General features: G+C 55.3%; 24 protein-coding genes. 11 read left to right on the top strand and 13 right to left on the bottom strand.

All coding sequences use genetic code 11. The features are described 5' to 3' along the window. Nucleotides 1-4: 4 nt before the first annotated feature. Together AC6I8B_RS02485 and AC6I8B_RS02480 are read left to right on the top strand one after the other, a co-directional pair. The gene (locus AC6I8B_RS02485; protein WP_497817576.1) at nucleotides 5-640 is read left to right on the top strand and encodes a hypothetical protein; all 636 of its coding nucleotides are present in this window, start codon (nucleotides 5-7) and stop codon (nucleotides 638-640) included. Nucleotides 641-664: 24 nt separating this feature from the next. After that, nucleotides 665-1333: a MarC family NAAT transporter gene (locus AC6I8B_RS02480; RefSeq protein ID WP_010671772.1), complete on the top strand. Its 669-nt coding sequence runs from the start codon at nucleotides 665-667 to the stop codon at nucleotides 1331-1333. A 43-nt stretch (nucleotides 1334-1376) separates the two neighbouring features. On the opposite strand, the gene AC6I8B_RS02475 is transcribed toward AC6I8B_RS02480, so the two are convergent. Genes AC6I8B_RS02475 through AC6I8B_RS02465 form a run of 3 tightly spaced genes read right to left on the bottom strand, consistent with a single transcriptional unit; the run spans nucleotide 1377 to nucleotide 5178 of the window. Continuing rightward, nucleotides 1377-2639 carry a c-type cytochrome gene (locus tag AC6I8B_RS02475; RefSeq protein WP_497817575.1) on the bottom strand — a complete coding sequence of 421 codons (1263 nt, stop codon included), beginning with the start codon at nucleotides 2637-2639 and terminating at the stop codon, nucleotides 1377-1379. 4 nt (nucleotides 2640-2643) lie between these two features. Then, a complete protein-coding gene (locus AC6I8B_RS02470; RefSeq protein WP_010251625.1) occupies nucleotides 2644-4413 on the bottom strand; it encodes a GMC family oxidoreductase in 1770 nt (589 codons plus the stop codon). Nucleotides 4414-4449: 36 nt separating this feature from the next. Further along, on the bottom strand, nucleotides 4450-5178 hold the full coding sequence (locus tag AC6I8B_RS02465) for a gluconate 2-dehydrogenase subunit 3 family protein (RefSeq protein WP_010251628.1): 729 nt from the start codon (nucleotides 5176-5178) through the stop codon (nucleotides 4450-4452). Between the two features lie 689 nt (nucleotides 5179-5867). Here AC6I8B_RS02465 and AC6I8B_RS02460 point away from each other — a divergent pair. The 3 genes from AC6I8B_RS02460 to AC6I8B_RS02450 all read left to right on the top strand — a co-directional run bounded on the left by AC6I8B_RS02460 (nucleotide 5868) and on the right by AC6I8B_RS02450 (nucleotide 10367). Further along, complete coding sequence (locus AC6I8B_RS02460; protein WP_497817574.1) at nucleotides 5868-7439, top strand: ABC transporter substrate-binding protein; 1572 nt, start codon at nucleotides 5868-5870, stop codon at nucleotides 7437-7439. Nucleotides 7440-7557: 118 nt separating this feature from the next. Next, nucleotides 7558-9060 (top strand): helicase HerA-like C-terminal domain-containing protein, encoded by a 1503-nt coding sequence (locus tag AC6I8B_RS02455; RefSeq protein ID WP_157353468.1) that lies wholly within the window; start codon nucleotides 7558-7560, stop codon nucleotides 9058-9060. A 26-nt stretch (nucleotides 9061-9086) separates the two neighbouring features. Then, nucleotides 9087-10367, top strand: coding sequence for a DUF445 domain-containing protein (locus AC6I8B_RS02450; protein WP_157353469.1), 1281 nt, complete (start codon nucleotides 9087-9089; stop codon nucleotides 10365-10367). Nucleotides 10368-10376: 9 nt separating this feature from the next. On the opposite strand, the gene AC6I8B_RS02445 is transcribed toward AC6I8B_RS02450, so the two are convergent. Further along, on the bottom strand, nucleotides 10377-11285 hold the full coding sequence (locus AC6I8B_RS02445) for a LysR family transcriptional regulator (RefSeq protein WP_157353470.1): 909 nt from the start codon (nucleotides 11283-11285) through the stop codon (nucleotides 10377-10379). Between the two features lie 101 nt (nucleotides 11286-11386). On the opposite strand from AC6I8B_RS02445, the gene AC6I8B_RS02440 reads away from it, so the two are divergent. Then, nucleotides 11387-12022 carry an NADPH-dependent F420 reductase gene (locus tag AC6I8B_RS02440; RefSeq protein ID WP_157353471.1) on the top strand — a complete coding sequence of 212 codons (636 nt, stop codon included), beginning with the start codon at nucleotides 11387-11389 and terminating at the stop codon, nucleotides 12020-12022. A 419-nt stretch (nucleotides 12023-12441) separates the two neighbouring features. Here the strand turns inward: AC6I8B_RS02440 and lptG are convergent, their stop codons facing one another. Together lptG and lptF are read right to left on the bottom strand one after the other, a co-directional pair. After that, a complete protein-coding gene (gene lptG / locus AC6I8B_RS02435) occupies nucleotides 12442-13518 on the bottom strand; it encodes an LPS export ABC transporter permease LptG (RefSeq protein WP_010251648.1) in 1077 nt (358 codons plus the stop codon). Continuing rightward, nucleotides 13518-14618 carry an LPS export ABC transporter permease LptF gene (gene lptF / locus AC6I8B_RS02430; protein WP_010671780.1) on the bottom strand — a complete coding sequence of 367 codons (1101 nt, stop codon included), beginning with the start codon at nucleotides 14616-14618 and terminating at the stop codon, nucleotides 13518-13520. The genes lptG and lptF overlap by 1 nt, the downstream gene beginning before the upstream one ends. A 268-nt stretch (nucleotides 14619-14886) precedes the next feature. Between lptF and pepA the strand changes: the two genes are divergently transcribed. The 3 genes from pepA to AC6I8B_RS02415 all read left to right on the top strand — a co-directional run bounded on the left by pepA (nucleotide 14887) and on the right by AC6I8B_RS02415 (nucleotide 19783). Further along, entirely contained in the window at nucleotides 14887-16398 is a 1512-nt protein-coding gene (pepA, locus tag AC6I8B_RS02425; protein ID WP_010251654.1) for a leucyl aminopeptidase, read from the top strand. A 65-nt stretch (nucleotides 16399-16463) separates the two neighbouring features. Then, entirely contained in the window at nucleotides 16464-16922 is a 459-nt protein-coding gene (locus AC6I8B_RS02420) for a DNA polymerase III subunit chi (RefSeq protein WP_061703670.1), read from the top strand. A 5-nt stretch (nucleotides 16923-16927) separates the two neighbouring features. Then, nucleotides 16928-19783: a valine--tRNA ligase gene (locus tag AC6I8B_RS02415; RefSeq protein WP_010251660.1), complete on the top strand. Its 2856-nt coding sequence runs from the start codon at nucleotides 16928-16930 to the stop codon at nucleotides 19781-19783. Nucleotides 19784-19835: 52 nt separating this feature from the next. Here AC6I8B_RS02415 and AC6I8B_RS02410 read toward each other — a convergent pair whose 3' ends face one another. Genes AC6I8B_RS02410 through AC6I8B_RS02400 form a run of 3 tightly spaced genes read right to left on the bottom strand, consistent with a single transcriptional unit; the run spans nucleotide 19836 to nucleotide 21246 of the window. Continuing rightward, nucleotides 19836-20357, bottom strand: a complete 522-nt coding sequence (locus AC6I8B_RS02410) for a hypothetical protein (RefSeq protein ID WP_052061771.1) — start codon at nucleotides 20355-20357, stop codon at nucleotides 19836-19838. After that, the gene (locus AC6I8B_RS02405; RefSeq protein WP_010671784.1) at nucleotides 20354-20716 is read right to left on the bottom strand and encodes a tlde1 domain-containing protein; all 363 of its coding nucleotides are present in this window, start codon (nucleotides 20714-20716) and stop codon (nucleotides 20354-20356) included. Before AC6I8B_RS02405 ends, AC6I8B_RS02410 begins: the two co-directional genes overlap by 4 nt. Nucleotides 20717-20766: 50 nt before the next feature. Further along, entirely contained in the window at nucleotides 20767-21246 is a 480-nt protein-coding gene (locus AC6I8B_RS02400; protein WP_010671785.1) for an Hcp family type VI secretion system effector, read from the bottom strand. 305 nt (nucleotides 21247-21551) lie between these two features. Here AC6I8B_RS02400 and AC6I8B_RS02395 point away from each other — a divergent pair, with 305 nt between their 5' ends. Continuing rightward, complete coding sequence (locus AC6I8B_RS02395) at nucleotides 21552-22052, top strand: GNAT family N-acetyltransferase (RefSeq protein WP_010671786.1); 501 nt, start codon at nucleotides 21552-21554, stop codon at nucleotides 22050-22052. On the opposite strand, the gene AC6I8B_RS02390 is transcribed toward AC6I8B_RS02395, so the two are convergent. The 4 genes from AC6I8B_RS02390 to rraB all read right to left on the bottom strand — a co-directional run bounded on the left by AC6I8B_RS02390 (nucleotide 22047) and on the right by rraB (nucleotide 25773). After that, nucleotides 22047-22832 carry a histidine phosphatase family protein gene (locus AC6I8B_RS02390; protein WP_033770889.1) on the bottom strand — a complete coding sequence of 262 codons (786 nt, stop codon included), beginning with the start codon at nucleotides 22830-22832 and terminating at the stop codon, nucleotides 22047-22049. The genes AC6I8B_RS02395 and AC6I8B_RS02390 overlap by 6 nt on opposite strands. A gap of 10 nt (nucleotides 22833-22842) precedes the next feature. After that, nucleotides 22843-24171 (bottom strand): OprD family outer membrane porin, encoded by a 1329-nt coding sequence (locus tag AC6I8B_RS02385; RefSeq protein ID WP_157353472.1) that lies wholly within the window; start codon nucleotides 24169-24171, stop codon nucleotides 22843-22845. Between the two features lie 369 nt (nucleotides 24172-24540). Continuing rightward, nucleotides 24541-25302, bottom strand: coding sequence for a tRNA isopentenyl-2-thiomethyl-A-37 hydroxylase MiaE (gene miaE, locus AC6I8B_RS02380; protein ID WP_033769520.1), 762 nt, complete (start codon nucleotides 25300-25302; stop codon nucleotides 24541-24543). Between the two features lie 54 nt (nucleotides 25303-25356). After that, entirely contained in the window at nucleotides 25357-25773 is a 417-nt protein-coding gene (gene rraB / locus AC6I8B_RS02375; RefSeq protein WP_010251675.1) for a ribonuclease E inhibitor RraB, read from the bottom strand. A 160-nt stretch (nucleotides 25774-25933) separates the two neighbouring features. On the opposite strand from rraB, the gene argF reads away from it, so the two are divergent. Beyond that, nucleotides 25934-26941 carry an ornithine carbamoyltransferase gene (gene argF / locus AC6I8B_RS02370; RefSeq protein ID WP_061901816.1) on the top strand — a complete coding sequence of 336 codons (1008 nt, stop codon included), beginning with the start codon at nucleotides 25934-25936 and terminating at the stop codon, nucleotides 26939-26941. Nucleotides 26942-26991: the final 50 nt, after the last annotated feature.

The raw sequence follows: 26991 nt of genomic DNA, 5'->3' as shown, positions 1-26991 counted from the left end.
ACGCATGAAAGGCATCAACATCGCACTTTACTTCGACCCCGATCAGATTCAGGCCTGCGTTCACGAACAGGACGACAGCTATGTCACCAAAAAATTCGAGTATGACGATGGCGTGATTGAAGAGATCTACCAGTGGCTGGAGCAGTACGAACCCAAACGTACTCACATCTGCGTGATTGAAAACGAAACCGCCGAGCTGCTGGCCGATGAGCTGGTCGACAGCGGCTTTCGCGTTCATCAGATCACCATGCATCAGCTGCTGAGCTGGTTCGCTACCGAGCCGCCTTCTACGCCAGACGGCACGCCGATGCGCGCCATGCTGCGTTTCCTGGAAGATGAACATCCGCGTGAATATGAGTCGCGCACGCCACAGACCGAAGCGCTGATGGAGATGTTCGACGAACTGGACGCGCTGGAGATGGTGGATGACGCCGACGATGAAGACGCGCTGCCAGGCGATCTGCTGCGCGCCATGAAGAAGCACAAAATCACCGCCAGCGCCGCGGCCCAGCGTCTGCTGCCGGACATCAACGAGCGTATCCGCGAACATCTGATGCAGTATCCCGAACTGATGACGCCTGAAATCCTGCAGGACTTCTTCCCGGAACTGCTTGAGGCGCTGGAGCGTCCGAAGCACTAATCACCACGGAAAAGGCGATTTGTCATGCTGGAGTTAATTAAAGCAGTCAGCCTGGGGCTGGTGGTGATCCTGCCGCTCGCCAATCCACTCACCACCGTGGCGCTGTTCCTGGGGCTGGCGGGTGAGATGAACTTCCAGGAGCGCAACCGACAGGCGCGCCAGGCTTCTATCTATGTCTTCGCCATCATGATGGTGGCGTGGTACGCGGGCAGCGCGGTGCTGAATACCTTCGGCATCTCCATTCCTGGCCTGCGCATGGCGGGCGGCCTGATCGTCGCTTTTATCGGTTTTCGGATGCTGTTCCCGGCTAAACCTGCCGGCCATTCTGTCGAAGCAAAGCAGAAACTGGATGAGCTGGATGAAGCCAAAGAGCCGGTGAATATCGCCTTTGTGCCGCTGGCGATGCCGAGTACGGCCGGGCCAGGTACCATTGCGATGATCATCTCCTCTGCCTCGACGGTAAGAAGCGGCGTCGACTTTCCGGCCTGGGTCATCACCGTCGCGCCAGTGCTGATCTTCCTGCTGGTGAGTCTGATTCTGTGGATTTCACTGCGCAGTTCGGGTGCCATCATGAAGCTGGTGGGTAAAAGCGGCATTGAGGCGATATCGCGCCTGATGGGATTTTTACTGGTCTGTATGGGCGTGCAGTTTATCATTAACGGCGTGCTGGAAGTGGTGCGCACCTTTCACTAATCCGGGATTTCCCCTCTCCGAACGGGCAGAGGGGAAAGCTCGCTTACTTCAGCGTTTTACGCACTTCAGCAACCTGATCTTTGCTCACCGCTGGCGCGGTGTTGCTCCAGCCCTGACGAATAAAGGTCGCCAGCTGCGCCACCTCTTCATCACTCAGACGCTGACCAAAGCCTGGCATCGCCAGTTTCGACGGGGCTTTCGTGGTGGAAGGCTGCTGAGCACCCGCCAGGATGGTGTGGATCAATCCGGTTGGATCTTTAGCATTCACGATCGTCGCCTGATCCAGCTCAGGGAAGATCCCCGGCGCGCCTTTGCCGGTCACGAAGTGACAGGCACCGCAGTTATCCAGATAAAGACGCTCGCCTTCGCTCAGGTTCTTCGCGGCAGTGAGTTTCGCTTCCGTTGCCTGCTGCGCCTGCACGTTATACGCCTGCAATGGCGGGTTGCCGCCCAGGAACTTCAGGTAGGCCGCGATGGCTTTCAGATCGGCGTCGGTCATGTGTGAGCTGCTGTGCTCAATCACCGAGGTCATCTCGCCGCCCACCGCCGCTTTATCGTTACGGCCGGTCTGCAGGTAGTCCACCACTTCCTGCTCGCTCCAGCGCGGCAGGCCACGCAGTGACGGCACATCCCAGTTGTTCAGGCTGCCGCCTGCCAGGAATTTATCGTCACCGCTATCCAGCGCTTTCTCGTTCATGCCCAGACCGCGCGGCGTATGACAGCTGCCGCAGTGGCCCAGACTCTCCACGATATAGGCACCGCGGTTGACCTCTGCTGACGCACCACCAATCGGCTGGAACGGCTTATCCGAGGCGAACGCCCAGTTCCAGAAGCGCATGCCCCAGCGCTGGCTGAACGGGAAGCTCAGATCGGTTTCCGGCGGCTGTTCTGCGCTTGGCTGCACGCCTTTCATGAAGTAGACGTAAAGCGCGTGGATGTCGGCATCACTGATTTTGGCGTAATCAGGATAAGGCATCGCCGGATAGAGATGCGAACCGTCCGGTAATACCCCTTTGCGCACTGCGTCAGAGAACTGCTGCTCGCTGTAGTTGCCGATGCCGTGCTGCTTATCGGGCGTGATGTTGGTGGAGAAGATGGTGCCAAGGTTCGACTCAATCGCCAGCCCGCCCGAATAGTCAGGCTTACCAGGCAGGGAGTGGCACGCCATGCAGTCGCCCAGCCGCGAGAGATATTCGCCCTGCTTAATCAGTTGCGCTTCATCTTCGGCGTGAACCGGCAGCGCAAATCCGCTGGCTAACAGCACCGCGTTGGCAAAGATAAAAGATTTCAGTTTCAGCTTATTCATGCGCTTATGCCTGTACCAGTGGGCCGGGATTTTTCAGATACTGATCTTTGATCGCCTGTGCCGCCATCAGGGTGATCGCACCGATGGTATCGGTCGGGTTCGCCTGGAAGTTCTGCGGGAAAGCGTTGCCGCCCGGCACAAAGACGTTATGCACGTCCCAGCTCTGCAGATACTTATTCAGCGCCGAGGTTTTCGGGTTATCGCCCATTACGGCACCGCCCACGTTGTGGGTAGAGACATATTTGGTCAGGTCAAAGTCCGCGCCCATTGGCAGGAAGCTCATGCTCATGCTGTCAGGGTTCAGCTCTTTCGCGATATTGCCGACGATGCCTTTCAGGTGCTGCTGCAGCTTCAGCTCATTCTCTTTCCAGTTGAATGTCATGCGCAGCAGTGGCAGGCCACGGTGATCGTTGTAGTTCGGATCGAGATCCAGATAGATATCGCGGTAAGACTGGCAGGTGGTGGTGATGCTGATCTTCATGGAATGACCGTACCACTCCTCCAGACCTTCCTTGTATCCCATGCCCCAGGTCGGCGTGCCTTTTGGCAGCGCGGTGCTGATCGGCGTACCGGTCGCCTGTGAGCTGTGGATCTTCGCGCCGCCGAGGAAGCCGAGGGATGGGCCGTCGAAGTTGCCTGGCGAGATATCGTTAAACATCTGGCCGGTCGCGCCCGCCGTAGCGTACGGATTGAAGTTTTTATCTTTAAAGAACAGCGTCGCGCCGCCGTTGGACAGGAACGCGTAGTTACGCCCTACCACACCCTCTTCGGTAATCGGGTTGTAAGGCTTGCCGATGCCGGAGAGCAGCATCAGACGCACGTTGTAGAGCTGGAAGCTGCTCAGCACCACGATTTTCGCTGGCTGGAAGCACTCATTGCCCTGTGCATCGATGTAGATCACGCCTTTCGCGGTTTTCTTATCATCGTTCAGCACGACCTTGATCACTTCCGCATTCACTTCATAGGAGAAGTTCGGCATACGCTTCAGTGAATCCATTACGGCGGTCTGCGGCGACGCTTTGGAGTAGTTCAGGCAGGGATATTTACTGCAGTAGCCGCAGTAGTTGCACGGCGCGATCTGGTTGCCGTACGGGTTTTTCCACGCACGTGACACACAGGCCGACGGGTTCGGGAACGGATGGTAACCGAGTTTGGTCGCCACCTCTTTGAACATCACGTTGTTCAGCGTGTCATCCAGCGCAGGCAGCGGATAAGGCTCAGAACGCGGGCCTTCAAACGGATCGCCGCCTTCCAGAATTTTGCCGCGCAGGTTGCCGGTGTTACCCGACTGGCCGCAAATCAGTTCGAATTTATAGTAGTAAGGTTCGATCTCTTCCCAGCTGAACGGGAAGTCCATCACCCGCATATCATCCTGCAGAATGCCCGGCTTGTAAGCCTCGTCGACATAGGTCTTCAGTTTGATATCGGTTGGTGTCGGACGGATCAGTACCGCCGTCCAGTGCAGACCGGAACCGCCTACGCCGGTGCCCGGAGCAAACGCACCCCATTTACGGGTTGGCAATGCCGTCTGGCTGCTGTTGTAGCGGACGGTGACCGCCACTTCGGCGGGGGTGGCAAACACTTTGTTGCGCACCGCATAGGCGTATTCATCCGCCGGTTTCGGGTAGGCGAACTCGTCATAATCGCGATCGCCGCCGCGCTCAAGGGCGCGCACATCCAGACCTGCCAGTGCCAGCTCGATGCTCATCAGCGAGCCTGCCCAGCCGAGGCCGCAGACCACGACGTCGACTTCTTTTTTAGTAACCTGTGCCATGATAATCCTGTTTCAAATACCTGATGTGGACGCGCCCTACGCGCGTTCGCCCTTCACACTGACCGGACCCAGCGGATAAGGAACGTTGTGCTGTTTCACCCATTCGGTGAAGCTGGCACGCGCGCCGGGGAAGCCGATGGCGATCCAGGCTTTCATGCCTTTATTACCGCCGTACATCGGGTCAGCAAGGTAGCCATGCTTGGTATCGGAAAGCAGCTGGCTGAAGAAATGCGCAGGCTTAAGATCGGCTTCGCCCAGTGCGGCAAAGTCGATCTCGTTTTTGTTTACCTGGGTCAGTACCGCATCTTTCTCTTCCAGCGTCAGTGCATGAAACGCTTTCTGATGAGTGTTCTGCGACCACTGATTAATCAGCCGGATACCGGTCTGATACATCTGCTGTGGGCGGAACGGGATCTGGTAACCCATGGTTGCGGGCGCCTGCGTATTGAACGGCCCCTGCATGTAGATTTCGCTGCCAAACGCTTCGCTGTGCAGCTGCTGATCGATAAAGATCGGCACGTTAGTTTCCAGCGCGCCCGGCGCTTTGCCTTTGCCGCCCGCCGGAATCAAACGGTCAGTGGCGGCCAGGATAAACTGCCACTCATCGGCACTAAAAAAGATCGGTTTGTAATCGGCTAACTCCGGTGCGGCCATCTCTGCCGCCTGTGCCGCAGTAATGCCTTTGAAGACCAGTTCACTTAATGGCAACGCCAGCAGTGAACCGAGCAAAAATTTACGCCTGGTGGTGGGTTTTTCTAAAAGCATATCCGCACGACTCTCATCTGCTAAATACCCACTTTATTTGTTATGAAGCTGAAAGGCTGAGTGCAGGCGGAAAACTCCCCGCAGAGATCAACGCACACGGCACAGACGACGGCAGAACAGACAAGGGCAGGTAGAATTATGGTTCGGTGACTAACGGAACTTATCGGTTAATAACCTGGCAATCTTAGGGATATAGATATGTCTGGATGTAAAAATTGAATTTAAGATGTGTCTTAGTAAAAGTTTATCATGGTGTTGCGAAAGGGTTGCGGAGAGGTAAAAGATTTACAGCGCGGAAATCGGGGGTAAAACCGCATAAAAATCGGGTATTTAACTCTTTTAACGCAGGAATGAGGGTTATTATTTTCGCCCTGTCATCATCACGCCAGATAACCGATAAAAAAATATCATACTTCCATACAAGAGAATGATTCTCATCGTTAACACTATAGTGACTTTGATAGTCATACAATCAGACTGTGCGCAATTTGTGATCGGCTGAGTAAAACCGGCTTTATTCCGCCCGCTGTAAAATGACAATAAAATAATTACTGACCGTCATTATCTTATTTTGTCTCTTTGCCTGAATGACTACGCTAATAATTGTGCAAAGCTCATAAGAAACCCGCATTTGGAGATTATCCGGCGCCCGATAGAGTAGAGCTATCAACGACTCAGGATAACTCTCCATGCGAAAAACACTCTTGTCCCTGTTTACGGCTCTGGCACTGGTTCACCCGGCACACGCCGCCACGCCTGGCGACACCCTGGTGATTGCCGTTCCGCTTGATGGCATCATCAGTTTCGATCCGGCTGAAAGTTTTGAGACCGTCAGCAACAGCAGCCTGCGCAATATCTACCAGACGCTGCTGGAGCCGGACCATCAGAATCCGCAGCAGCTCTCGCCGCTGGCGGCCACGCGCTGGCAGGCAGGCAAAACGCCTCACAGCCTGGTGTTTGATCTTAATCCGCAGGCCCGCTTCGCCAGTGGTCATCCCGTGACCGCACAGGATGTGGTCTTCTCATTAACCCGTGCAGTAAAACTCAATAAAGCGCCCTCTTTTATTCTGGGTGAATTTGGCTGGACGCCAGAAAACATCGATCAGCAGTTCACGGTAATTAATGACCACCAGCTTGAACTGCGCTGGCCAGCGGAGATCGGCAGCGATCTGGCGCTGCGCCTGCTGACCGCGCCAGTCTCCTCCATCGTCGACAGCAAACTGGCACAAGAGCACGCCAGCAACAACGATTACGGCAATAGCTGGCTGAAGGTGCACTCCGCCGGTAGCGCCGCCTATGCCATAAAACAGTTTGTGCCGCTGCAGGCGCTGGTGCTGGAAGCCAATCCCAACAGCATCCGGAAGCCGCATCTGAAGCGGGTATTGCTGAAAGGTGTGGCCGATCCGGGCAGCCGCCGTCTGCTGATCCAGCAGGGCGATGTGGATGTCGCCTATCAGCTCGGTCCGGATCAGATTACAGCGCTGAAGAACACCGCCAATGTGCGTATTGATGCTTTCCCGTCCAGCCTGGTTTATTACATCGGCTTTAACACCCAAAGCCCGCAGCAACCGGCGCTGGGGAATCCGGCGCTGTGGCAGGCGGCACACTGGCTGGTTGACTATGACAGCCTGGCGAACCAGCTGCTGAAAGGTCAGTACCGCATTCATCAGAGCTTCCTGCCGGATGGCTTCGATGGTGCGCTGAACACGACACCGTTCCATTACGATCTGAAAAAGGCACAGGCGATTCTGCAAAAAGGCGGCATTAAACCTGGCACCCATATCGCGCTGACGGTGGTGAACCAGCCGCCTTACATTGACGTGGCGCAGGCACTGCAGGCCAGTTTTGCCAAAGCGGATGTGCAGCTTGATATCCAGCCGGTGGCGGAATCGGAGCTGTGGAGCAAAATGCGCAGCCGTGACTTCCAGGCCATCTTTACTTACTGGGGCGCGGACTACATCGATCCCAACACCAATGCCAGCACCTTTGCCTATAACGTGCCGGGCGGCGGCAAAACCCTGGCGTGGCGCGTCGGCTGGACGATTCCGGAGCTGAGTGCACAGACCCGCGCCGCCGCCGGAGAGAGCGATGCGGTGAAACGTCGCAACCTCTACACCGGGCTGCAAACCCGCATCCAGCAGGATTCGCCGTTTGTCATGCTGTTGCAGGGCGCAACCCAGGTGGCGGTGCGCAGCAACCTCAGTCACCTGCAGCAGGGCATCGGGGTCAGCCTGCTCAATTTTGAAGAGGTGCAGAAGTAAACCACTGTTGCAGGCCGCTGCTCCCCGGCAGCGGCTTTTTTTTGGTGAATAGTTCTCCTCCTGTGCCGCTCCGGCTTGCTATCCTTCAGGCATAACCCAATGCCTGAGAGTGGAAATCATGACTTCCCCGCTACTGATTGCCCGTACGCCAGACGTCGAACTTCATCTGTTGCCGCAAATGGCCAACCGCCATGGCCTGATCACCGGCGCGACCGGCACCGGTAAAACCGTTACGCTGCAGAAACTGGCTGAATCGTTCTCCGCCAGCGGCGTGCCGGTCTTTATGGCTGACGTTAAAGGCGATTTGACCGGCGTGGCGATGGCTGGCCAGTCCAGCGAAAAGCTGCAGGAGAGGCTGGCGAAAATCGGCGTCACCGACTGGCAGCCGCAGAGCAATCCGGTGGTGCTGTGGGATATCTTCGGCGAGAAAGGCCATCCGGTTCGCGCTACCGTCTCTGATCTCGGGCCGTTGCTGCTGGCGCGACTGCTGAACCTGAATGAGGTGCAGAGCGGCGTATTGCAGATTATTTTCCGCATCGCCGATGACCAGGGTTTGCTGCTGCTGGACTTCAAAGATCTGCGCGCCATGACCCAGTACATCGGTGACAACGCCAAAAGCTTCCAGACCCACTACGGCAACATCAACAGCGCCTCGGTCGGCGCCATCCAGCGCGGATTACTGACGCTGGAGCAACAGGGCGCGGAGCACTTCTTTGGTGAACCGATGCTGGATATCGCCGACTGGATGCGCGTCGACAGCAACGGCAAAGGCGTCATCAACATCCTCTCTGCCGAGAAGCTCTACCAGATGCCGAAACTCTACGCCACCAGCCTGCTGTGGCTGCTTTCGGAGCTTTATGAGCATCTGCCGGAAGCGGGCGATCTCGATCAGCCAAAGCTGGTGTTTTTCTTTGATGAGGCGCACCTGCTGTTTACCGACGCGCCGCCGGTGCTGCTGGAGAAAATAGAACAGGTCATGCGGCTGATCCGCTCCAAAGGGGTCGGCGTCTGGTTCGTCACCCAGAACCCGGCGGATATTCCCGATCGGGTGCTGGGCCAGCTCGGCAACCGCGTCCAGCACGCCCTGCGCGCCTTCACCCCCAAAGATCAGAAAGCGGTAAAAACCGCCGCCGATACCCTGCGCGCCAATCCGGCGTTTGACAGCGTCGAGGCGATTCAGGCGCTGGGCACCGGCGAAGCGCTGATCTCCTTCCTGGATATCAAAGGCAGCCCGTCGGTGGTAGAACGCGCCATGGTGATCGCACCTGGCTCACGTATGGGTCCGGTCACAGGCGATGAACGCAACGGCCTGATCAACCATTCACCGCTCTATGGCAAATATGACAGCGAAGTTGATCGCGAATCGGCATTTGAGAAGCTGCAAAAAGGGTTTCAGGCCGCCAGCGATCAGGCCAGTGCGCCTCCGGCGAAAGGCGACGATGTCGCGGTAGATAACGGCATTCTCGGCGGGCTGAAAGAGATCCTGTTTGGCCGAACCGGCCCGCGCGGCGGCAAGCACGATGGCGTGGTGCAGACCATGGCGAAAAGCGCTACGCGCCAGATTACCAATCAGATCATCCGTGGCGTACTCGGCAGCCTGCTGGGTGGCCGTCGCCGATGAAACCGGCTCTCTGCTAAGATCAGGATATGGATAAACAACACGAACTGAAACGGACGAAACGTCTGGCGCTGCTGCTGTTACTGCTGGCCGCAATTACCTTTATCGTTACGCTTTTTCTGCCGCCCGGCTTCTGGGTCAGCGGCGTAAAAGCGATTGCGGAAGCTGCGATGGTCGGCGCGCTGGCGGACTGGTTCGCGGTGGTCGCACTGTTCCGGCGCGTGCCGGTGCCCTTTATCTCGCGTCATACCGCCATCATTCCGCGAAACAAAGATCGTATCGGTGAAAACCTCGGTCGCTTTGTGCAGGAGAAGTTTCTTGATACCGACTCGCTGCTCAATCTGATTCGCCGTCACGATCCTTCCAACCTGCTGGCGCAATGGCTGAATGCGCCCGGCAATGCTGACCGCATCGGACGTCATCTGCTGCAGGTCATGCGCGGCTTCCTTGATCTGACCGATGATGCGCGGATCCAGACCTTTATGCGCCGCGCAGTACATCGCGCCATCGACAAGGTCGATCTCAGCCAGACCAGCGCCCTGCTGCTGGAGAGCCTGACGAAAAACAACCGTCATCAGGCGCTGCTGGACGCGGCAATCGAACAGCTGCTGAAGCTGCTGCACAAGCCCAGCACCCGCGAGTTTATTGCCATGCAGCTGGTGCGCTGGCTGAAACGCGAGCATCCGATTAAAGCCAAAATGTTGCCAACCGAATGGCTGGGCGAGCACAGCGCCGAGCTGGTGGCAAACGCGGTCGATTCACTGCTGGATGATGTGGCGCTGGATCAGGGCCATGAGCTGCGCCTCGGCTTTAACCGGGCGGTCGACAAGCTGATCGTTAAACTGCAGAACGACCCGGAAATGGCAGAGCGTGCCGAGGAGATCAAAGGCTGGCTGAAAGAAGATGCCTCATTCAACCGCTACATCGGCGAGCTGTGGAATGATATGCGCAACTGGCTCAAGGCAGATCTCACCAGTGATGATTCACGGGTGCAGGAGAAAGTGCGCGGTGCAGCATTGTGGCTGGGCGAAACTCTGGCGGCCGACCCGGCGCTGCGTGACTCGATGAATCAGCATCTGGAACAGGCCGCACGCAGCGTTGCGCCAGAGTTTGCTGGCTTCCTGACGCGCCATATCAGCGACACCGTGAAGAGCTGGGATGCACGCGACATGTCGCAGCAGATCGAACTTAATATCGGCAAAGATCTGCAGTTTATCCGCATCAACGGCACGCTGGTTGGCGGCACCATCGGGCTGATTCTCTACCTGTTGTCGCAGCTGCCTCAGTTACTCCCGCTGCTGAGCCGATAACCGCCTGGTTTAACCGGATTGGGGTGGATAGAGGCCAAACTCGGTGATAATAGCGCTAACAAAGCTGCGGATTTTCACCGTCTGGCGGCGGCCCGCCGGGATCAGAACATGCATGGGTCGTGCTGGCCCGGCATAATCGGGCAGCACCTGGACCAGCCGCCCCTGTCTGATCTCTTCAGAGAGAATGGAGGCCGGCCCCAGGGTAATGCCATAACCCTCCAGCGCCGCATGCAGGAGCGCTTTCCAGTCATTCGATCGCATGCGCCCCTGCGGATGTACCTCTTCAACCTTACCGGCCTGGCTGAATACCCAGCGGCAGGGTTTTGAGGGCGACCAGATGCCATAAACGAGACAGGCGTGGTTCACCAGCTCCGCTGGCGTGGCGGGCACACCGTGCCGCGCCAGATAGGCTGGCGACGCGCAGGCTATCAGCCGGTAGGGCTGCAGTGGATGGGCAATGATCGAACTGTCCGCCAGCGCACCAATCCGGATCACCACCTCATAACCCTCTTCAAACGGATCGACCAGCCGATCGCTGAGTTCAAGATCGACCTGCGTTTCCGGAAACCGGTCAAGATAGCGGGTCACAAACGGCGCCAGGCTAAAAGAACCAAACGTGACCGGGGCGCTGACCTTCAGCGTACCGGACGGCCGCTGCTGCATATCCAGCGCGATCGCATCCGCTTCCTGCACCTCTGCCAGCACGATTTTGCAGCGTTCGTAATAGTTGCGGCCCACATCCGTCAGGCTTTGTCGTCGGGTGGTGCGATGCAGAAGCAGCGTACCGAGATGCTTCTCCAGCATGGCGATATGCTTCGCCACCATCTGCGGTGAGATTTGCAAATGCCCGCCTGCGGCGGCAAACGAGCCCGATTCCGCGACGGTAACGAACACGTTCATGCTGGTAAGCCGATCCATGATTCCCTCCTGTTGGTTGTTTATATTGCGTCTGTTTGTCGATTTATTCACCTCCTGTTTTTAATTAAGGTCAGTGCGTGAAACTCATCGAGGAGAAACGTATGAAAATAGGCATTATTGGCGCAGGCTTTGTTGGCCGGGCGATTGCAAAACTGGCGATTCAGGCGGGACATCAGGTGATGCTCAGCAACTCGCGCGATCCACGAACGCTGTTCAGCCTGAAACCGATGATTGGCTGTGAAACCGGCACCGCCACCGAGGCCGCAGAGTTCGGTGACGTGGTGGTGATTGCCGTGCCGCTCACGGCAACGGAACAACTTCCGGCCACAGAATTGTGGGGAAAAATCGTGCTTGATGCGGTCAATTACTATCCCGACCGCGATGGCGAAATTGAAGAGCTGCTCAATGGCCGCATCAGCACCAGTGAACGGCTTGCCCGCCTGCTTCCTGACAGCCGCGTCACCAAGGCATTCAATGCCATCCGCATGACCGATCTTGAAACTCAGGGCCTGCCGCCGGGCGATGCTAACCGGCAGGCGTTACCGCTGGCGGGGGATGATAGGGAAGGGAAAGCGACCGCCACGGCATTATATGAAGCCTTTGGATTTGATGCCGTGGATGCGGGCTCGTTAGCGGAAGGCTGGCGTTTCGAGCGTGGGACGCCCGCCTATTGCGTAGCCCTGAACAGAGAGCAACTCACCAGGACACTGAAAGAGACGACCCGGCACTCCGCATAAACAGGGCATCAGCGCAGAATAAAGCCGCTGAAACCGCATCTTCCAGACGGAGACCAAACGTAAAGCGATGGGAGCATACGCCTGTAGCAAAGCATCGCGGGCCAGGGACAAAAACGCCGGGAGCGTTTTTGAACAACGCAAAGCGTTGGCCCGGCTACGGGCGCACCTCAGGGATGAGGTGCGTAATCGCCCGCGCTGAGCCGCCACGGATGGCGCTTTTGCGTCTTTGTGGAAGGCGTATGCTCCCTGAGCCTTCACTCAAACAGACCATCGGCTTTACGTACAGACAATCAGGCCGCTGAAACCGTTACTCCCACACGGCTGCAAAACGTAAAGCGATGGGAGCCTGCTCTGAGCCTGAACACCGGTCACAAAAAAGGCCGCTTGCGCGGCCTTTTCTTTTACTGCATTTACTGCGCTTAGCGCCGCTTAATCAACATAAACATACTGATAGCGAAGAACGCAAAACTCGGCAGAATCGCTCCCAGAATCGGCGGCAGACCGTAAACCAGGCTCAGCGGGCCAAAAATCTGGTCCAGCACGTAGAACAGGAAGCCAAAGCTGATACCGGTTACGACACGCACACCCATCGACACGCTACGCAGCGGACCAAAGATAAACGACAGCGCCATCAGCATCATCACCGCCACCGACAGCGGCTGGAAAATTTTGCTCCACATATTCAGCTGATAACGTCCCGATTCCTGGCCGCTCTGCTTCAGATATTTGCTGTAGCTATGCAGACCGCGAATCGATAACGCGTCAGGATCCAGCGCAACCACACCCAGCTTATCCGGCGTCAGATTGGTTTTCCACTCGCCACTCAGGCTCTGTGAACCGGTAATCTGCTTCGGATCGGTCAGGTTAGACTCATCAACCTGCGACAGTATCCAGCGCTTCTTAGCCGCATCCCAGGTCGCCGTCGCCGCGTAACGCACACTCTGCAGACGACGCTGATCGTTAAAGCTGTAGATGCTCACGCCATCAATTTCGTTGTCGCCTTTAATGCGCTCGATAAAGATAAAGCTATTGCCATCTTTCGCCCACAGACCGTTCTGGGTTGAGACCAGCGCACCGCCATAAAGCTGCTGCGCCCGGTAATTACGCGCCATCTGCTCGCCCGACGGCGCAACAAACTCGCCAATCGCCATGGTCAGCAGCACCAGCGGAATCGCCGTTTTCATCACTGACAGCGCAACCTGCATGCGGGTAAAGCCCGCCGCCTGCATCACCACCAGTTCACTGCGCTGCGCCAGCGCGCCCAGTCCCAGCAGTGCGCCCAACAAGGCCGCCATCGGGAAAAAGATCTCAATATCTTTGGGTACGCTAAGAAGCGTGTAGTAACCGGCGCTCAGCGCGTTGTAGCTGCCCTGCCCGGTCTTGCGCAGCTGATCGACGAACTTGATGATGCCGGAAAGCGACACCAGCATGAACAGCGTCAGCATAATGGTATTGAAAATGGTTTTACCGATATAGCGGTCAAGTACGCGAAACATCAGACCGACCCTCCGCGGGTAAAGCGGGCGCGAATCCGACGCATCGGCACCGTATCCCACAGGTTAAGGAGCACCGCCAGCACCAGATAGCTGATATTCACCACCCACATCCAGAGCGCCGGATCGAGCCGCCCTTTCGCGCCGCTCGACTTCAGCGAGCTCTGCAACAGGAAGAAAATCAGATAGAGCATCATGGCGGGCAGCATCGACAGCACGCGCCCCTGACGTGGGTTCACCACGCTGAGCGGCACCACCATCAGCGCCATCACCAGCACCGCAAACACCAGCGTCAGACGCCAGTGCAGCTCGGCCTGAAACTCAGGTGTCTTATTCGCGAACAGGTCAGTCAGACTCGCCTGTTCTGCATCGTTAGGATCGAGCGTTGCCGCTTTATAACCCACAATGGCCTGATAATTGGTGAAGTCGGTGATACGGAAATCACGCAGCAGAGCGGTGCCCTCAAAACGGGTGCCTTTATCCAGCGTCACCACCTGCGAGCCATCTTTATGCTGCTCCATGTGACCGCTGTCAGCCAGCACCACCGACGGTCGCGCGTTACCCTTTGGCCGTAACTGCGCCAGGAACACGTTACCAAAGTTGTTGCCCTTCACATCCTCGACAAACAGCACGGCGCTGCCGTCGCTGGAGGTCTGGAACTGCCCGGCAGCCATTGCCGCCGCGCCCGGGTTCGCTTTGGCGTTCTGCGTCACCTCATCCTGATAGCGGGATGACCACGGCCCCAGCCAGATGACGTTCACGGCCGCCACTATCGAGGTAAACAGCATCAGCACCATCGCCGCTTTCACCAGGACGGCCTTACTCAGGCCGCAGGCGTGCATCACGGTAATTTCACTTTCCGTGTAGAGCCGCCCCAGCGTCATCAGGATCGCCAGAAACAGACTTAAGGGCAGTATAAGTTGTGCCATTTGAGGCACACCGAGTCCTAACAAGGTCAGAACGAGGTTTGTCGGCACTTCGCCATCCACCGCGGCACCCAGGATCCTGACTAACTTCTGACAAAAGAAGATGAGTAGCAGGATAAACAGGATAGCCAGCTGGCTTTTGAGCGTTTCCCGAACCAGATATCTAATGATGATCACGCTTAGTACGCCTGTGAAAACTTGTCTTTTTGCAGGAAAATCGCTAGTTTCAACGCTTATCAGCCATTTTTCTTCATCAATGGCCGTCGCCGTAGCTAAATTTGTATGAAAAACGCGTCCGGGTGGTGAAAAAACAACATCTTGTCACCCTGATTCATTATGACCTCCAGCAGCAGAATGTCATGCTGCGACGATGAATAAATGGGTCATGAGCGCGCTACATTCTAGCGGCAGCAGCGGCCGTTGTCTTTAAGATTCAGGAGAGTGCATGGAGTTCAGTGTAAAAAGCGGAAGCCCGGAAAAACAGCGCAGTGCCTGCATTGTCGTTGGCGTTTTCGAACCGCGTCGTCTGTCACCGATTGCCGAGCAGCTGGATAAAATCAGCGACGGCTACATCAGCGCCCTGCTGCGCCGCGGCGAGCTGGAAGGAAAAGTGGGCCAGACACTGCTGCTGCATCATGTGCCAAATATCCTGTCCGAGCGTATTCTGCTGATTGGCTGCGGTAAAGAGCGTGAGCTGGATGAACGCCAGTACAAGCAGGTCATTCAGAAAACCATTAACACGCTCAACGACACCGGCTCAATGGAAGCGGTCTGCTTCCTGACCGAGCTGCATGTCAAAGGCCGCAACACCTACTGGAAAGTGCGTCAGGCAGTAGAGACCTCCAAAGAGGCGCTCTACAACTTTGACCAGCTGAAAAGTAACAAAGCGGAGCCACGTCGTCCGCTGCGCAAGCTGGTCTTTAACGTACCGACCCGCCGTGAACTGACCAGCGGCGAACGGGCTATCCAGCATGGATTAGCAGTCGCGGCCGGTATGAAAGCGGCTAAAGATCTCGGCAACATGCCACCTAATATCTGTAACGCCGCCTATCTGGCGTCACAGGCGCGTCAGCTGGCGGATGCCTTCAGCAAAAATGTCACCACCCGCGTCATCGGCGAACAGCAGATGAAAGAGCTGGGCATGAACGCCTATCTCGCTGTCGGGGCCGGTTCGCAAAACGAATCGCTGATGTCGGTAATTGAGTACAAAGGCAATCCGGATGCGGAAGCACGTCCGATTGTGCTAGTGGGCAAAGGGCTGACCTTTGACTCCGGCGGTATTTCCATCAAGCCTGCCGACAGCATGGATGAAATGAAGTATGACATGTGCGGCGCGGCCGCCGTCTATGGCGTGATGCGTATGGTGGCAGAGCTGAATCTGCCGCTGAACGTGGTTGGCGTGCTGGCGGGCTGTGAAAACATGCCGGATGGCCGGTCGATGCGTCCGGGCGACGTGCTGACCACCATGTCTGGCCAGACGGTTGAGGTGCTGAACACCGATGCCGAAGGCCGCCTGGTCCTGTGCGATGCGCTGACCTATGTTGAACGTTTCGATCCGGAAGTGGTGATTGACGTGGCGACGCTGACCGGTGCCTGCGTGATTGCGCTGGGTCATCACATCAGCGGCCTGCTGTCGAACCACAATCCGCTGGCGCATGAGCTGATCAGCGCCTCGGAGCAGTCAGGCGATCGCGCCTGGCGTCTGCCGATGGCGGATGAGTTTCAGGAGCAGCTGGAGTCCAACTTTGCCGATATGGCGAACATTGGTGGCCGTCCCGGCGGCGCGATTACCGCCGCCTGCTTCCTGGCACGCTTTGCCCGCAAATATAACTGGGCACACCTGGATATCGCCGGTACCGCCTGGCGCTCCGGCAAGGCCAAAGGCGCCACCGGACGTCCGGTGCCGATGCTATCGCAATTTCTGTTGAATCGGGCAGGATTGAACGGCGACGATTAAGCGCCCTCTTTTCTGACAGCAAGGGCGGATATCATTCCGCCCTTGATCTTCTGATGAGCAAACCGATGAAAAACGTAACCTTCTACGTGCTGGAAACCGATGCAACGAGCGATGGCCTTAGCGCCGTTGAAGCGCTGGTGTGCAATCTGGCGGAAACACGCTGGCGGGCCGGAAAGCGGGTGTTGATCGCCTGCGAAGATGAACAGCAAGCCATTCGACTTGACGAAGCGCTGTGGCAACGACCGGCAAACGCCTTCGTGCCGCATAACCTGGCGGGTGAAGGCCCGCGCTACGGTGCGCCGGTTGAGCTGGCCTGGCCACAGCGTCGCGGCAGTTCACCGCGTGACCTGCTGATTAGCCTGCTGCCCCACTTCGCAGATTTTGCTACTGCTTTCCATGAAGTGATAGACTTCGTTCCTTACGAAGACACGCTCAAACAACTGGCGCGCGACCGCTATAAAGCGTATCGCAGCGTTGGATTCCAATTGAATACGGCAGCGCCACCACAGCCGCAAACGACATAGCAGAAATGGAAAAGACATATAACCCGCAAGATATCGAGCAGCCGCTTTACGAGCATTGGGAAAAGCAGGGCTACTTCAAACCGAATGGCGATACCAGCCAGGAAAGCTTTTGCATCATGATCCCGCCGCCGAACGTCACCGGTAGCTTGCACATGGGTCACGCCTTCCAGCAAACCATCATGGACACCATGATCCGTTACCAGCGCATGCAGGGGAAAAATACCCTGTGGCAAGCAGGTACTGACCACGCGGGCATCGCCACGCAGATGGTAGTTGAGCGCAAAATTGCGGCTGAAGAGGGCAAGACGCGCCAGGACTATGGCCGTGATGCGTTCATCGACAAAATCTGGCAGTGGAAAGCAGAGTCCGGCGGCACCATCACCCGCCAGATGCGCCGTCTGGGCAACTCCGTCGACTGGGAGCGCGAGCGCTTCACCATGGACGATGGCCTTTCCAACGCCGTGAAAGAGGTGTTTGTTCGCCTCTATAAAGAGAACCTGATCTACCGTGGCAAACGCCTGGTGAACTGGGATCCAAAACTGCGTACCGCAATCTCCGATTTGGAAGTGGAAAACCGCGAGAGCAAAGGCTCGATGTGGCATATCCGCTATCCACTGGCTGACGGCGCAAAAACCGCCGACGGCAAAGATTACCTGGTGGTCGCCACCACCCGTCCGGAAACCCTGCTGGGTGATACCGGCGTCGCCGTTAACCCGGAAGATCCACGTTACAAAGATCTGATCGGCAAATTTGTGATGCTGCCGCTGGTTGGCCGCCTGATCCCTATCGTTGGCGACGAACATGCCGACATGGAAAAAGGCACCGGCTGCGTCAAGATCACCCCGGCGCATGACTTCAACGACTATGAAGTCGGCCGTCGTCACAAACTGCCGATGATCAACATCCTGACCTTCGACGGCGATATCCGCGACCGTGCTCAGGTGTATGACACCAATGGCGAAGCCAGCGATGCCTGTTCCGATGAGATCCCGGCGGCTTTCCAGAACATGGAACGCTTCGCGGCGCGCAAAGCGATTGTTGCCGCTGTCGATGAACTCGGCCTGCTTGAAGAGATCAAACCCCACGATCTGACCGTGCCTTACGGCGACCGTGGCGGCGTGGTTATCGAGCCGATGCTGACTGACCAGTGGTATGTGCGTACCGCACCGCTGGCGAAAGTCGCGGTTGAAGCCGTTGAAAACGGCGACATCCAGTTTGTACCGAAGCAGTACGAAAACATGTACTTCTCCTGGATGCGCGATATTCAGGACTGGTGTATCTCCCGTCAGCTCTGGTGGGGTCACCGCATCCCGGCGTGGTATGACGACAACGGTAACGTCTACGTCGGCCGCACCGAAGACGAAGTGCGCGCTGAGAACAACCTGGCCGCCGATGTGGCGCTGCGTCAGGATGATGACGTGCTGGATACCTGGTTCTCCTCAGGTCTGTGGACCTTCTCCACCCTGGGCTGGCCGGAAAACACCGAAGCGCTGCGTACTTTCCATCCGACCAGTGTGCTGGTCAGCGGCTTCGACATCATCTTCTTCTGGATTGCCCGCATGATCATGCTGACCATGCACTTCATCAAAGATGAAAACGGCAAACCACAGGTACCGTTTAAAACCGTCTACATGACCGGTCTGATCCGTGATGAAGAAGGTCAGAAGATGTCGAAATCCAAGGGCAACGTGATTGACCCGCTGGATATGGTCGACGGCATTTCACTGGAAGCGCTGCTGGAAAAACGCACCGGCAACATGATGCAGCCACAGCTGGCGGAGAAAATCCGCAAACGTACCGAGAAGCAGTTCCCGGACGGCATCGAGCCATCAGGCACCGATGCGCTGCGTTTCACCCTGGCGGCGCTGGCCTCTACCGGTCGCGACATCAACTGGGACATGAAGCGCCTGGAAGGCTATCGCAACTTCTGTAACAAGCTGTGGAACGCCAGCCGCTTTGTGCTGATGAACACCGAAGAGCAGGATTGCGGACAGAATGGCGGCGAAATGACGCTGTCGCTGGCAGATCGCTGGATCCTGACCGAGTTCAACAACACGGTGAAAGCGTACCGTGAAGCGCTGGATAGCTACCGTTTCGATATCGCGGCTAACCTGCTGTATGACTTCACCTGGAACCAGTTCTGCGACTGGTATCTGGAGCTGACCAAGCCGGTCATGAACAGCGGCAGTGAATCTGAACTGCGTGGCACCCGTCATACGCTGGTTCACGTGCTGGAAGCGCTGCTGCGTCTGGCGCATCCGATCATTCCGTTTATCACTGAAACCATCTGGCAGCGCGTGAAGGGGCTGAAAAATATCAGCGACGACACCATCATGCTGCAGCCTTTCCCGCAGTACGATGCGGCGAAAGAAGATGCCGAAGCGAAAGCGGACATCGAGTGGATGAAACAGGCGATCGTGGCGGTGCGTAATATCCGTGCCGAGATGAACATCGCACTGAGCAAGCCGCTGGATGTGCTGCTGCGTGACTGCTCGCCTGCGGCACTGCGTCGAGTTGAAGCCAACCGCAACTTCCTGTCGCGCCTGGCGCGTCTGGAAAGCCTGACCATTCTGCCTGCGGGCGAGAAAGGTCCGGTGTCGGTGACCAAACTGGTTGAAGGCGCAGAGCTGTTGATCCCGATGGCGGATCTGGTGGATAAAACCGCCGAGCTGGAGCGTCTGGCGAAAGAGCTGGTTAAGCTGGATGTAGAAATCGAGAAGATCGAGACCAAGCTGGCGAACGAAGGCTTTGTTTCGCGCGCCCCGGAAGCGGTGGTGGCGAAAGAGCGCGAACGCGTAGCGGACCTGCAACAATCAAAAACAAAACTGATTGAACAGCAGGCGGTCATTGCGGCGCTCTGATTGATTCCTCGCTCTGAAAAAAACCCCGCGCTCTGGCGCGGGGTTTTTTATATCATTTTTTCGATGACACCCTTCTCGTCCTTGTTTCAGCAGCAAGATGATCATGACTCTTTTCTAATACAGACAGGCATCTTTTTTCCCGGTCACTTTCTGACGTTAACTGAGTAAGCGCCGTGCGGGCTTTTAAAAAGTACGCATCTGTTTCATCCGGAGTCAGCTCAATAAATGGCATGCCGCATAGCTTATTAACATTGCCTTGATTAACGTATTTCATTACCGCGCCAGGATTTTCAGGTAAGGCATAGGCCATCGCGATGTCCAGACCTTCCTGAAAAGAGGTTGCGCCTAAGAATGGCGATCGATTAAGAATGGGGTAAAGTTCAATCCAGCGTGTCCGGCCCTGAGAAAGATATTCTGTTATCTTGTCATAATCAGCATCTGAAAGTGAACTGCTGTCATTATTGCGGGATGCCGTAATCACTTTATCTGACAAAACATGTTCTGCAGAATTGAACCTTCCTGATGAACAGGAGACGGAAAACAATGCTAATAGCAAAATAATGAGCCATTTCATTTCACTATTAACTCCCTGTCGCCGCTATCCGCAATACTTTTTCTTACATTGAAAGACGCGACAATACAGCCATTCGAAGCGGTACCAAAGCCGTTATCTCCATGAATAAGAAATCCGGCGCGACCACACATATTGTTACCCGCATAAGGTATCAGACGGAGAACAAATCGTCCGGCTGTAGGATGCTTTGCCATAGGACTGGCAATCTTATACTTTCCTGCTGGCAAAGGACCTTTGTTCACCTCACATGCTAATGCAGGATCGTCTTTATATCCTTCAGCCCCGGCATATAACGCATCGAATTTATAGACACCATCTCGTGTAAAAGATCGCTTTCTGACGTCATAGACCCATGTCATACACGCTCCTTAAAATGACTCACAGAATTGCTGCGCCATTGATAGTTGAATTATGTGCGTTCCTTCCATGAATCGGAGTGCTGAATATTGCCATCACAGTACTTCCAGGTGATTTTTTCATAGCGCAGCGTTACTGACTCAAGATGGTTCATATTTTCAATGGATTTGATGTTATGCATGAGTGGATTAACCGACACCACTTTCACTCCTTCAATGAACATATTGAAGTACTCCTCTTCCTGGCCAGCGTGATTAATACGGTACCATTTTATTTCAGCTGACCTGAGTGTTTGCCCGGAGGAGACTGCTTTATAGAGATAAGGGCTGGATGAGTCGAATTCTTTTTCGAATTCTAATGCACTATGAACACGCGTCCCTGTGAGTTTACCGGTGTGAGGATCGACCGGTATGCTCAAACCATGCATGAAACTAAGTACTTCAATACTTCCTTCTCGATGTTGGACGTCAACTGATCCTTTGATATCTGCGCCACCATCATCTTTCAGCCATAGGTAAGCTGGAATTGCCATGAAATTAATCCTTTAATTAGCGTTAAAGATATTAACTTACAGGAGTAGCAGTCAGCATTTTTGATTTACATCAATTAAGACAAACAAATTGATTGTGAAGTAATCAGCACTATTAAGACCAGAGGATAGAAACAATCCCTTATTACTGAACATAGTAAGGTGTAAATGATAAAACAGATTTTCAAGTGACATTAAAAAACATGACGCTTTTAAAGCCTCCCTGCATTGTCAGGAATATTGCTTTTACATGACGATAATGTTACTTCTGGTAAATGTCTAACCGATTTACATAGCTCAACTCCCACATGATTTCTGACTCTCAGCACCTCCAGGTGCGGCCGATTACTGCCGCCGATAATCCGCATATCGCCCAGGTGATCCGCGATGTTTCCGCGGAGTTCGGCCTGACGGCTGACAAGGGCTACACCGTTTCCGATCCGCAGCTCGACCAGCTGTTTGAGCTTTACAGTGCCGAACAGAGCGCCTACTGGATTGTTGAGTATCAGGGCAAGGTGGTCGGCGGCGGCGGTGTTGCGCCGCTCGCCTGCAGCGCGCCCGATATCTGCGAACTGCAAAAGATGTACTTTCTGCCAGAGGTGCGCGGTCAGGGTCTGGCTCGCGAACTGGCGCTGCGGGCGATAGAACATGCACGCAGCCACGGTTTCCGTCGCTGCTATCTGGAAACCACCGCCAGCCTGACGCGGGCCATTAAACTTTATGAGTCACTCGGCTTTGAGCATATCGACAGCGCGATGGGCTGCACCGGCCATGTCGACTGCGAAGTGCGTATGTTGCGGAAGTTATAAGCCGCGCTCTACGTAACTCATATCGTTGATGGATTCAATCACGAACTCTCCGCTGTCGGTATAGCGCAGCCGGGTTACGCTCGCATTGTCCAGCGTCTGGTTTAACGACGTATCGCCAAGCGCCTGCAGTAGCGCTGTAATCGCCAGGCCATGCGTGACCACCAGAACGTTACCGCCGCCCTGCTGCCGGGCCTGCTGCGCTATCTCAGTCAGGCTATCGACCATTCGCTTCGCAACCTGCTGATAGCTTTCGGCCATGCCTGCTGATTTAATGCCTTTCAGTGCCGGCGTGCCTGACGCTTCCGCCTGCCGGATAGCGTCTATGATCCTGTCGACATGAACCTTGCCTTTGCCATAGGCCTCCATTAGCGCCGTGTCGGATGCAAATCCCAACTGATGGGCGGCATCGTTCAACATATTATTATTCAGATCGCCCTCATACAGGCCAAAGCCCACTTCCCGCAATTCCCGGCGTTCGTTCAGCGGCAGCGGCGTTTTCCATGCCTGCATCACAAGCTGCGCGGTTTCTCTCGCTCTGCCAGCATCGCTGGACCAGACGGCGATAAACGGGATCGTCTGCAGACCGCGTCCCAGCTTTTGCGCCACCTCCACGCCCGCTGGCGTTAACGGAGTATCTGCCCATCCCTGCGCGCGATGCACCGTGTTGAACATCGTTTTACCGTGCCGCGTAACGTAGAGAGTGACATCGGCGGCAAGGGCTTCGCCTGCGACAGCCCCAACCACAATAAGAATCAGCAACGCTTTAACTATTCTCTTCATCGTATTTTCCTTATCTGAACAGGTTTAATTTATACTCAACCGCGATCTCGGCAGAAAGGCTGGGAGAACGCATATATTTACCTTGCGCATTAAAAACCGGGGTTTCTTTATTATTCTTATATGACCAGCCATAACCGAATAGCGTAAAGACCGATAAATCCTTCAGGACCGGATGGGGTTCGATGAAGCGGTTTATGAGCGCAACTTCCCCCGAACGTATACGCGTATTACGATAATTAAACTGTCCATAGTTAATCTGAAATCCGCTAAAAATGCCTTTTGAAATTTCAAATTCCGTCTGCGACACCAGCGCCAGTTCTTTATCACGGGTATAATCTTTTCCGGCAGAGGTCAGGGCGTTGAAACGCCCACGGGTATTTTTTGTCAGCGGGCGCACATAATATCCCACCGCATTATGTTTGGGCGCCGAAGTCCAGGCAGCAGCGAATTTCTGTGTCCATCTGTCGTTAATCCAGTCTGCTTCACCGACATAGTGCCACGCGTGGTTATCGAACGATCTTTTGCTGGCCGCCATGCTTTTATAATTTTCCAGCCCCTGACTGCCATAAATTTGAGAGGACAAGCGCCAGTTCGGTGAGAGCGAGTAATTCGCTTCGATAACATGACGCCGCTGGTAGGCTTCCGCTTCGCCAAATGCGTAGGCGAGACGTCCGCGATCACCGGTATAGCTCAGTGCGCCGGTATAGATCGCATTAATTTTTCGTCGGTCCTGGGTTTGCAGGGCAAGACTCTCCGGCGAGTCGTGGCGAAGCGTTTTGGTCACATAAGCCAAATCCAGCCGTATCTTCTGCACGTTCAGCGCGCCGCTATAGCCTGAGTAACTGTTGCGTGACAAGCGGTCCGTGGTGGTCAGCACGCCGATGTTTTTTAACTCCTGCCAGCCCGCTTTTCCTTTAAATCCCGCATTCGCGTCCCCCAGCTTCACTTTCAGATAGCGTTCACCAAACTTGCTGAAGCCGTGCGCGTCAGCTTTTTGCTGATGACCGCCGCTGTCGTAAAGCAGGCCGCGCGTGGCAAAGTAGTCGCTGGCTCCCAGCCTGATCGCTCGGGTATAGGTTGCATCGAAACCCAGCCAGTCCCACTGATAGCCGGAACGAAAATTCAGGCTTGCCGCCTGTCCCCAGGCACTATGAACAGCGGTAGGCTGCGCTTCATTTTCCTTGAGATACTTCCAGTGATTACGCAGTCTGAGATCGAGTTGCGAATCACGCAGGAAAGCAGTGTCAGAGAACGATAATGCGTCGGAAAAGTCAGCCCATGCGCCAGGTGGCTGCAAAAACAGTAAAATAAATAACGGAATACCGCGCTTTCCCCTCATGTTAATGACTCCTTCCATTAAATGCTTATTAGCAAAACTGGACGCCAAAAAAAGTCGCTGATTCTTTTCCCCGGCTATACCCGGTGCAAAAAAAAACCTGATTCACAACCCTCTCTGGCAAAGAGGCGTTATGAATCAGGTTTTGCTTGAAAAATAACAATCCTAATCCGGCAAGAGCACTATATTTATTCCGCAAAGAAAAAACAGAAGAGATAAAATATTTTGTGAGGGGTCACTCAAATTATATTTTTCGGAGGTAACGCGTTCACATTAGATTAACAGTTAATACTTATATTTTTATTATTAATAAAATCAACCCGGTTCAATATAAAAAATAAACGGCCATCGTAAGAGCGCCGTTTACTCTTTTCAGAACGCCGGTACGCCGCTGTGAAAGCGTAATTCGTTGTCGGGTTCGCTAATTAACCGCCCTTCTGTTGCCCCAATCGCCTGCACCCGCGGCGTGATGTCTCTGGTGGCAATCTGCGCCGCCAGGGTTAAATAGTCCTGATAATGCCGCGCCTCTGAGCGCAGCAGCGACAGATAGAACTTCGCCAGTTCGTCATCAAGATAAGGAGCCAGACTGGCGAAACGTTCGCAGGAGCGCGCCTCGATGTAAGCGCCGCATATCAGCTTATCCACCAGCGTTTCCGGTTCATGGGTGGTGACTTCGCGCAGCAGCGATTTGGCATAGCGGCTGGAAGTGATCTTCTGATAGACCAGCCCGCGCGACTGCATAATTTCCCACACCTGATAGAAGTGATGCAGCTCCTCTTTAATCAGCAGCACCATCTTCTCCACCAGCTCATCCGCCCACGGCAGCGCATTGCGCACGATGATACGTTTTGTCAGGTTCTTATGGGCGTTGATAAAGTCGCTGTCGCCATCTTCGCGGAAGATAAAATCTTCATAGGGTTTCAGCCACGCCAGAATGGCGTCGCCGCTGGGTTTGTCGGCAACATATTTGCGGATCAACCACACCGCGGTCTGCGCGGCTTTCAGTTCGCACACCAGATGGTCGGTTAACAGCAGGGTCAGATTTTCCGGCTTGCGCGCCTCATCAATCCAGGCCTGTGGCGTGCGGCAGTGCAGAAACTGATAGATTGGTTCAAGTAAGGGTGCGTAGTTCATGATGTTAAAACAGGTGGCAGGGGTGACAGGCGGAGAACTCTCCGCCCCGGCTACTTAGTGGCGAATACCATCATCATCTTCATCTTCGATGGCGTCGTCATCTTCATCTTCGGCATCGGGATCTTCAAAATAGGTGCCCCAGCCGTCGTAATCGACGTTGTACTTACCAATCAGGTTCACCAGCTGCTCAACCTGCACATCGATCAGTTCAGGCTTCAGGGCGGATTCGCTGATGATGTCGACGCACATCACGGTGGTGCCATCTTCCAGCTCCAGCTCTTCCGGCTCGGTCACTTCATAACCCAGCTTGAACGCATCAACGGCCGCTTTTTCCAGCGAATCAAAATTATTGCATGAGAGATGGTGCTCGATGGTATAGAGCGCATCAGGATCGCTGCCATCCTCCAGCAGCTCTTCAATAATCTGCCGCGTCTCTTCCTGCTGCTCTTCCAGTAATGCTTCATATGCCATGACGATATCCTCTCTGAGTTCGGCAATAATCAATTATTTTCCCATACTGCCCGTCGCGCCACTACACAAAACGAAAAGTTTATTAGCCCCGCACTTGAAAATGCATATTCATACGGTTAGATTGAATTTTAATTCACTTTAATGATTACCGGAGTGTTGTATGAGTCAGCTGTATCAGCGCCATTTCCTCAGACTTCTGGATTTTACGCCCGCCGAGATTGATCACCTGCTTACCCTTTCCGCTGAATTGAAACGGGCGAAAAAAAGCGCCCAGGAAGTACAGCATCTGAAAGGTAAAAACATCGCGCTCATCTTCGAAAAAGACTCGACCCGTACCCGATGCTCTTTCGAAGTTGCCGCTTACGATCAGGGTGCGAACGTCACCTATCTTGGCCCGAGTGGCAGCCAGATCGGCCATAAAGAGTCGATGCGCGACACCGCGCGGGTGCTGGGCCGGATGTACGATGGCATTCAGTATCGCGGTTACGGTCAGGAACTGGTGGAAACGCTGGCGGAACATGCCGGTGTGCCGGTGTGGAACGGCCTGACCACCGAGTTTCATCCGACCCAGCTGCTGGCCGATCTGCTGACCATGCAGGAGCATCTGCCGGGCAAAAAACTCAGCGAGATGACGCTGGTTTATGTGGGTGATGCGCGCAACAACATGGGCAACACCATGCTGGAAGCCGCCGCACAGGTGGGGCTGGATCTGCGTCTGGTGGCACCAAAGAGCTGCTGGCCAGAGGAGCAACTGGTGGCGCAGTGCCGTGAAGCCGCGCAGCAGACCGGCGGGAAAATTACCCTCACCGAACATATTGCCGACGGCGTGAAAGGCGCTGACTTTATCTACACCGATGTCTGGGTGTCGATGGGCGAAGCCAAAGCGGTGTGGGCCGAGCGTATCGCGCTGCTGCGTGACTATCAGGTGAACCGGGCGATGCTCGATCTGACCGGCAACCCGCAGGTTAAATTTCTGCACTGTCTGCCCGCCTTCCACGACGATCAGACCACGCTGGGCCAGCAGATGGCAGAGCAGTACGATCTGCCCAACGGCATGGAAGTGAGCAACGAGGTATTTGAGTCGCCGCACAGCATTGTGTTCGACCAGGCCGAGAACCGGATGCACACGATTAAAGCGGTAATGGTGGCCACGCTGGGCCAGCGCTGACCGACCAGCACCGCGCGGCTGAGGACGCTGAGTCGCGCCCGCTCATAGCG

This window comes from Pantoea sp. X-Soil-ISGK-285 (assembly GCF_059730815.1).
The sequence above is the reverse complement of the archived record's forward strand: the minus strand, read 5'-3'. Positions and strand labels throughout refer to the sequence as shown.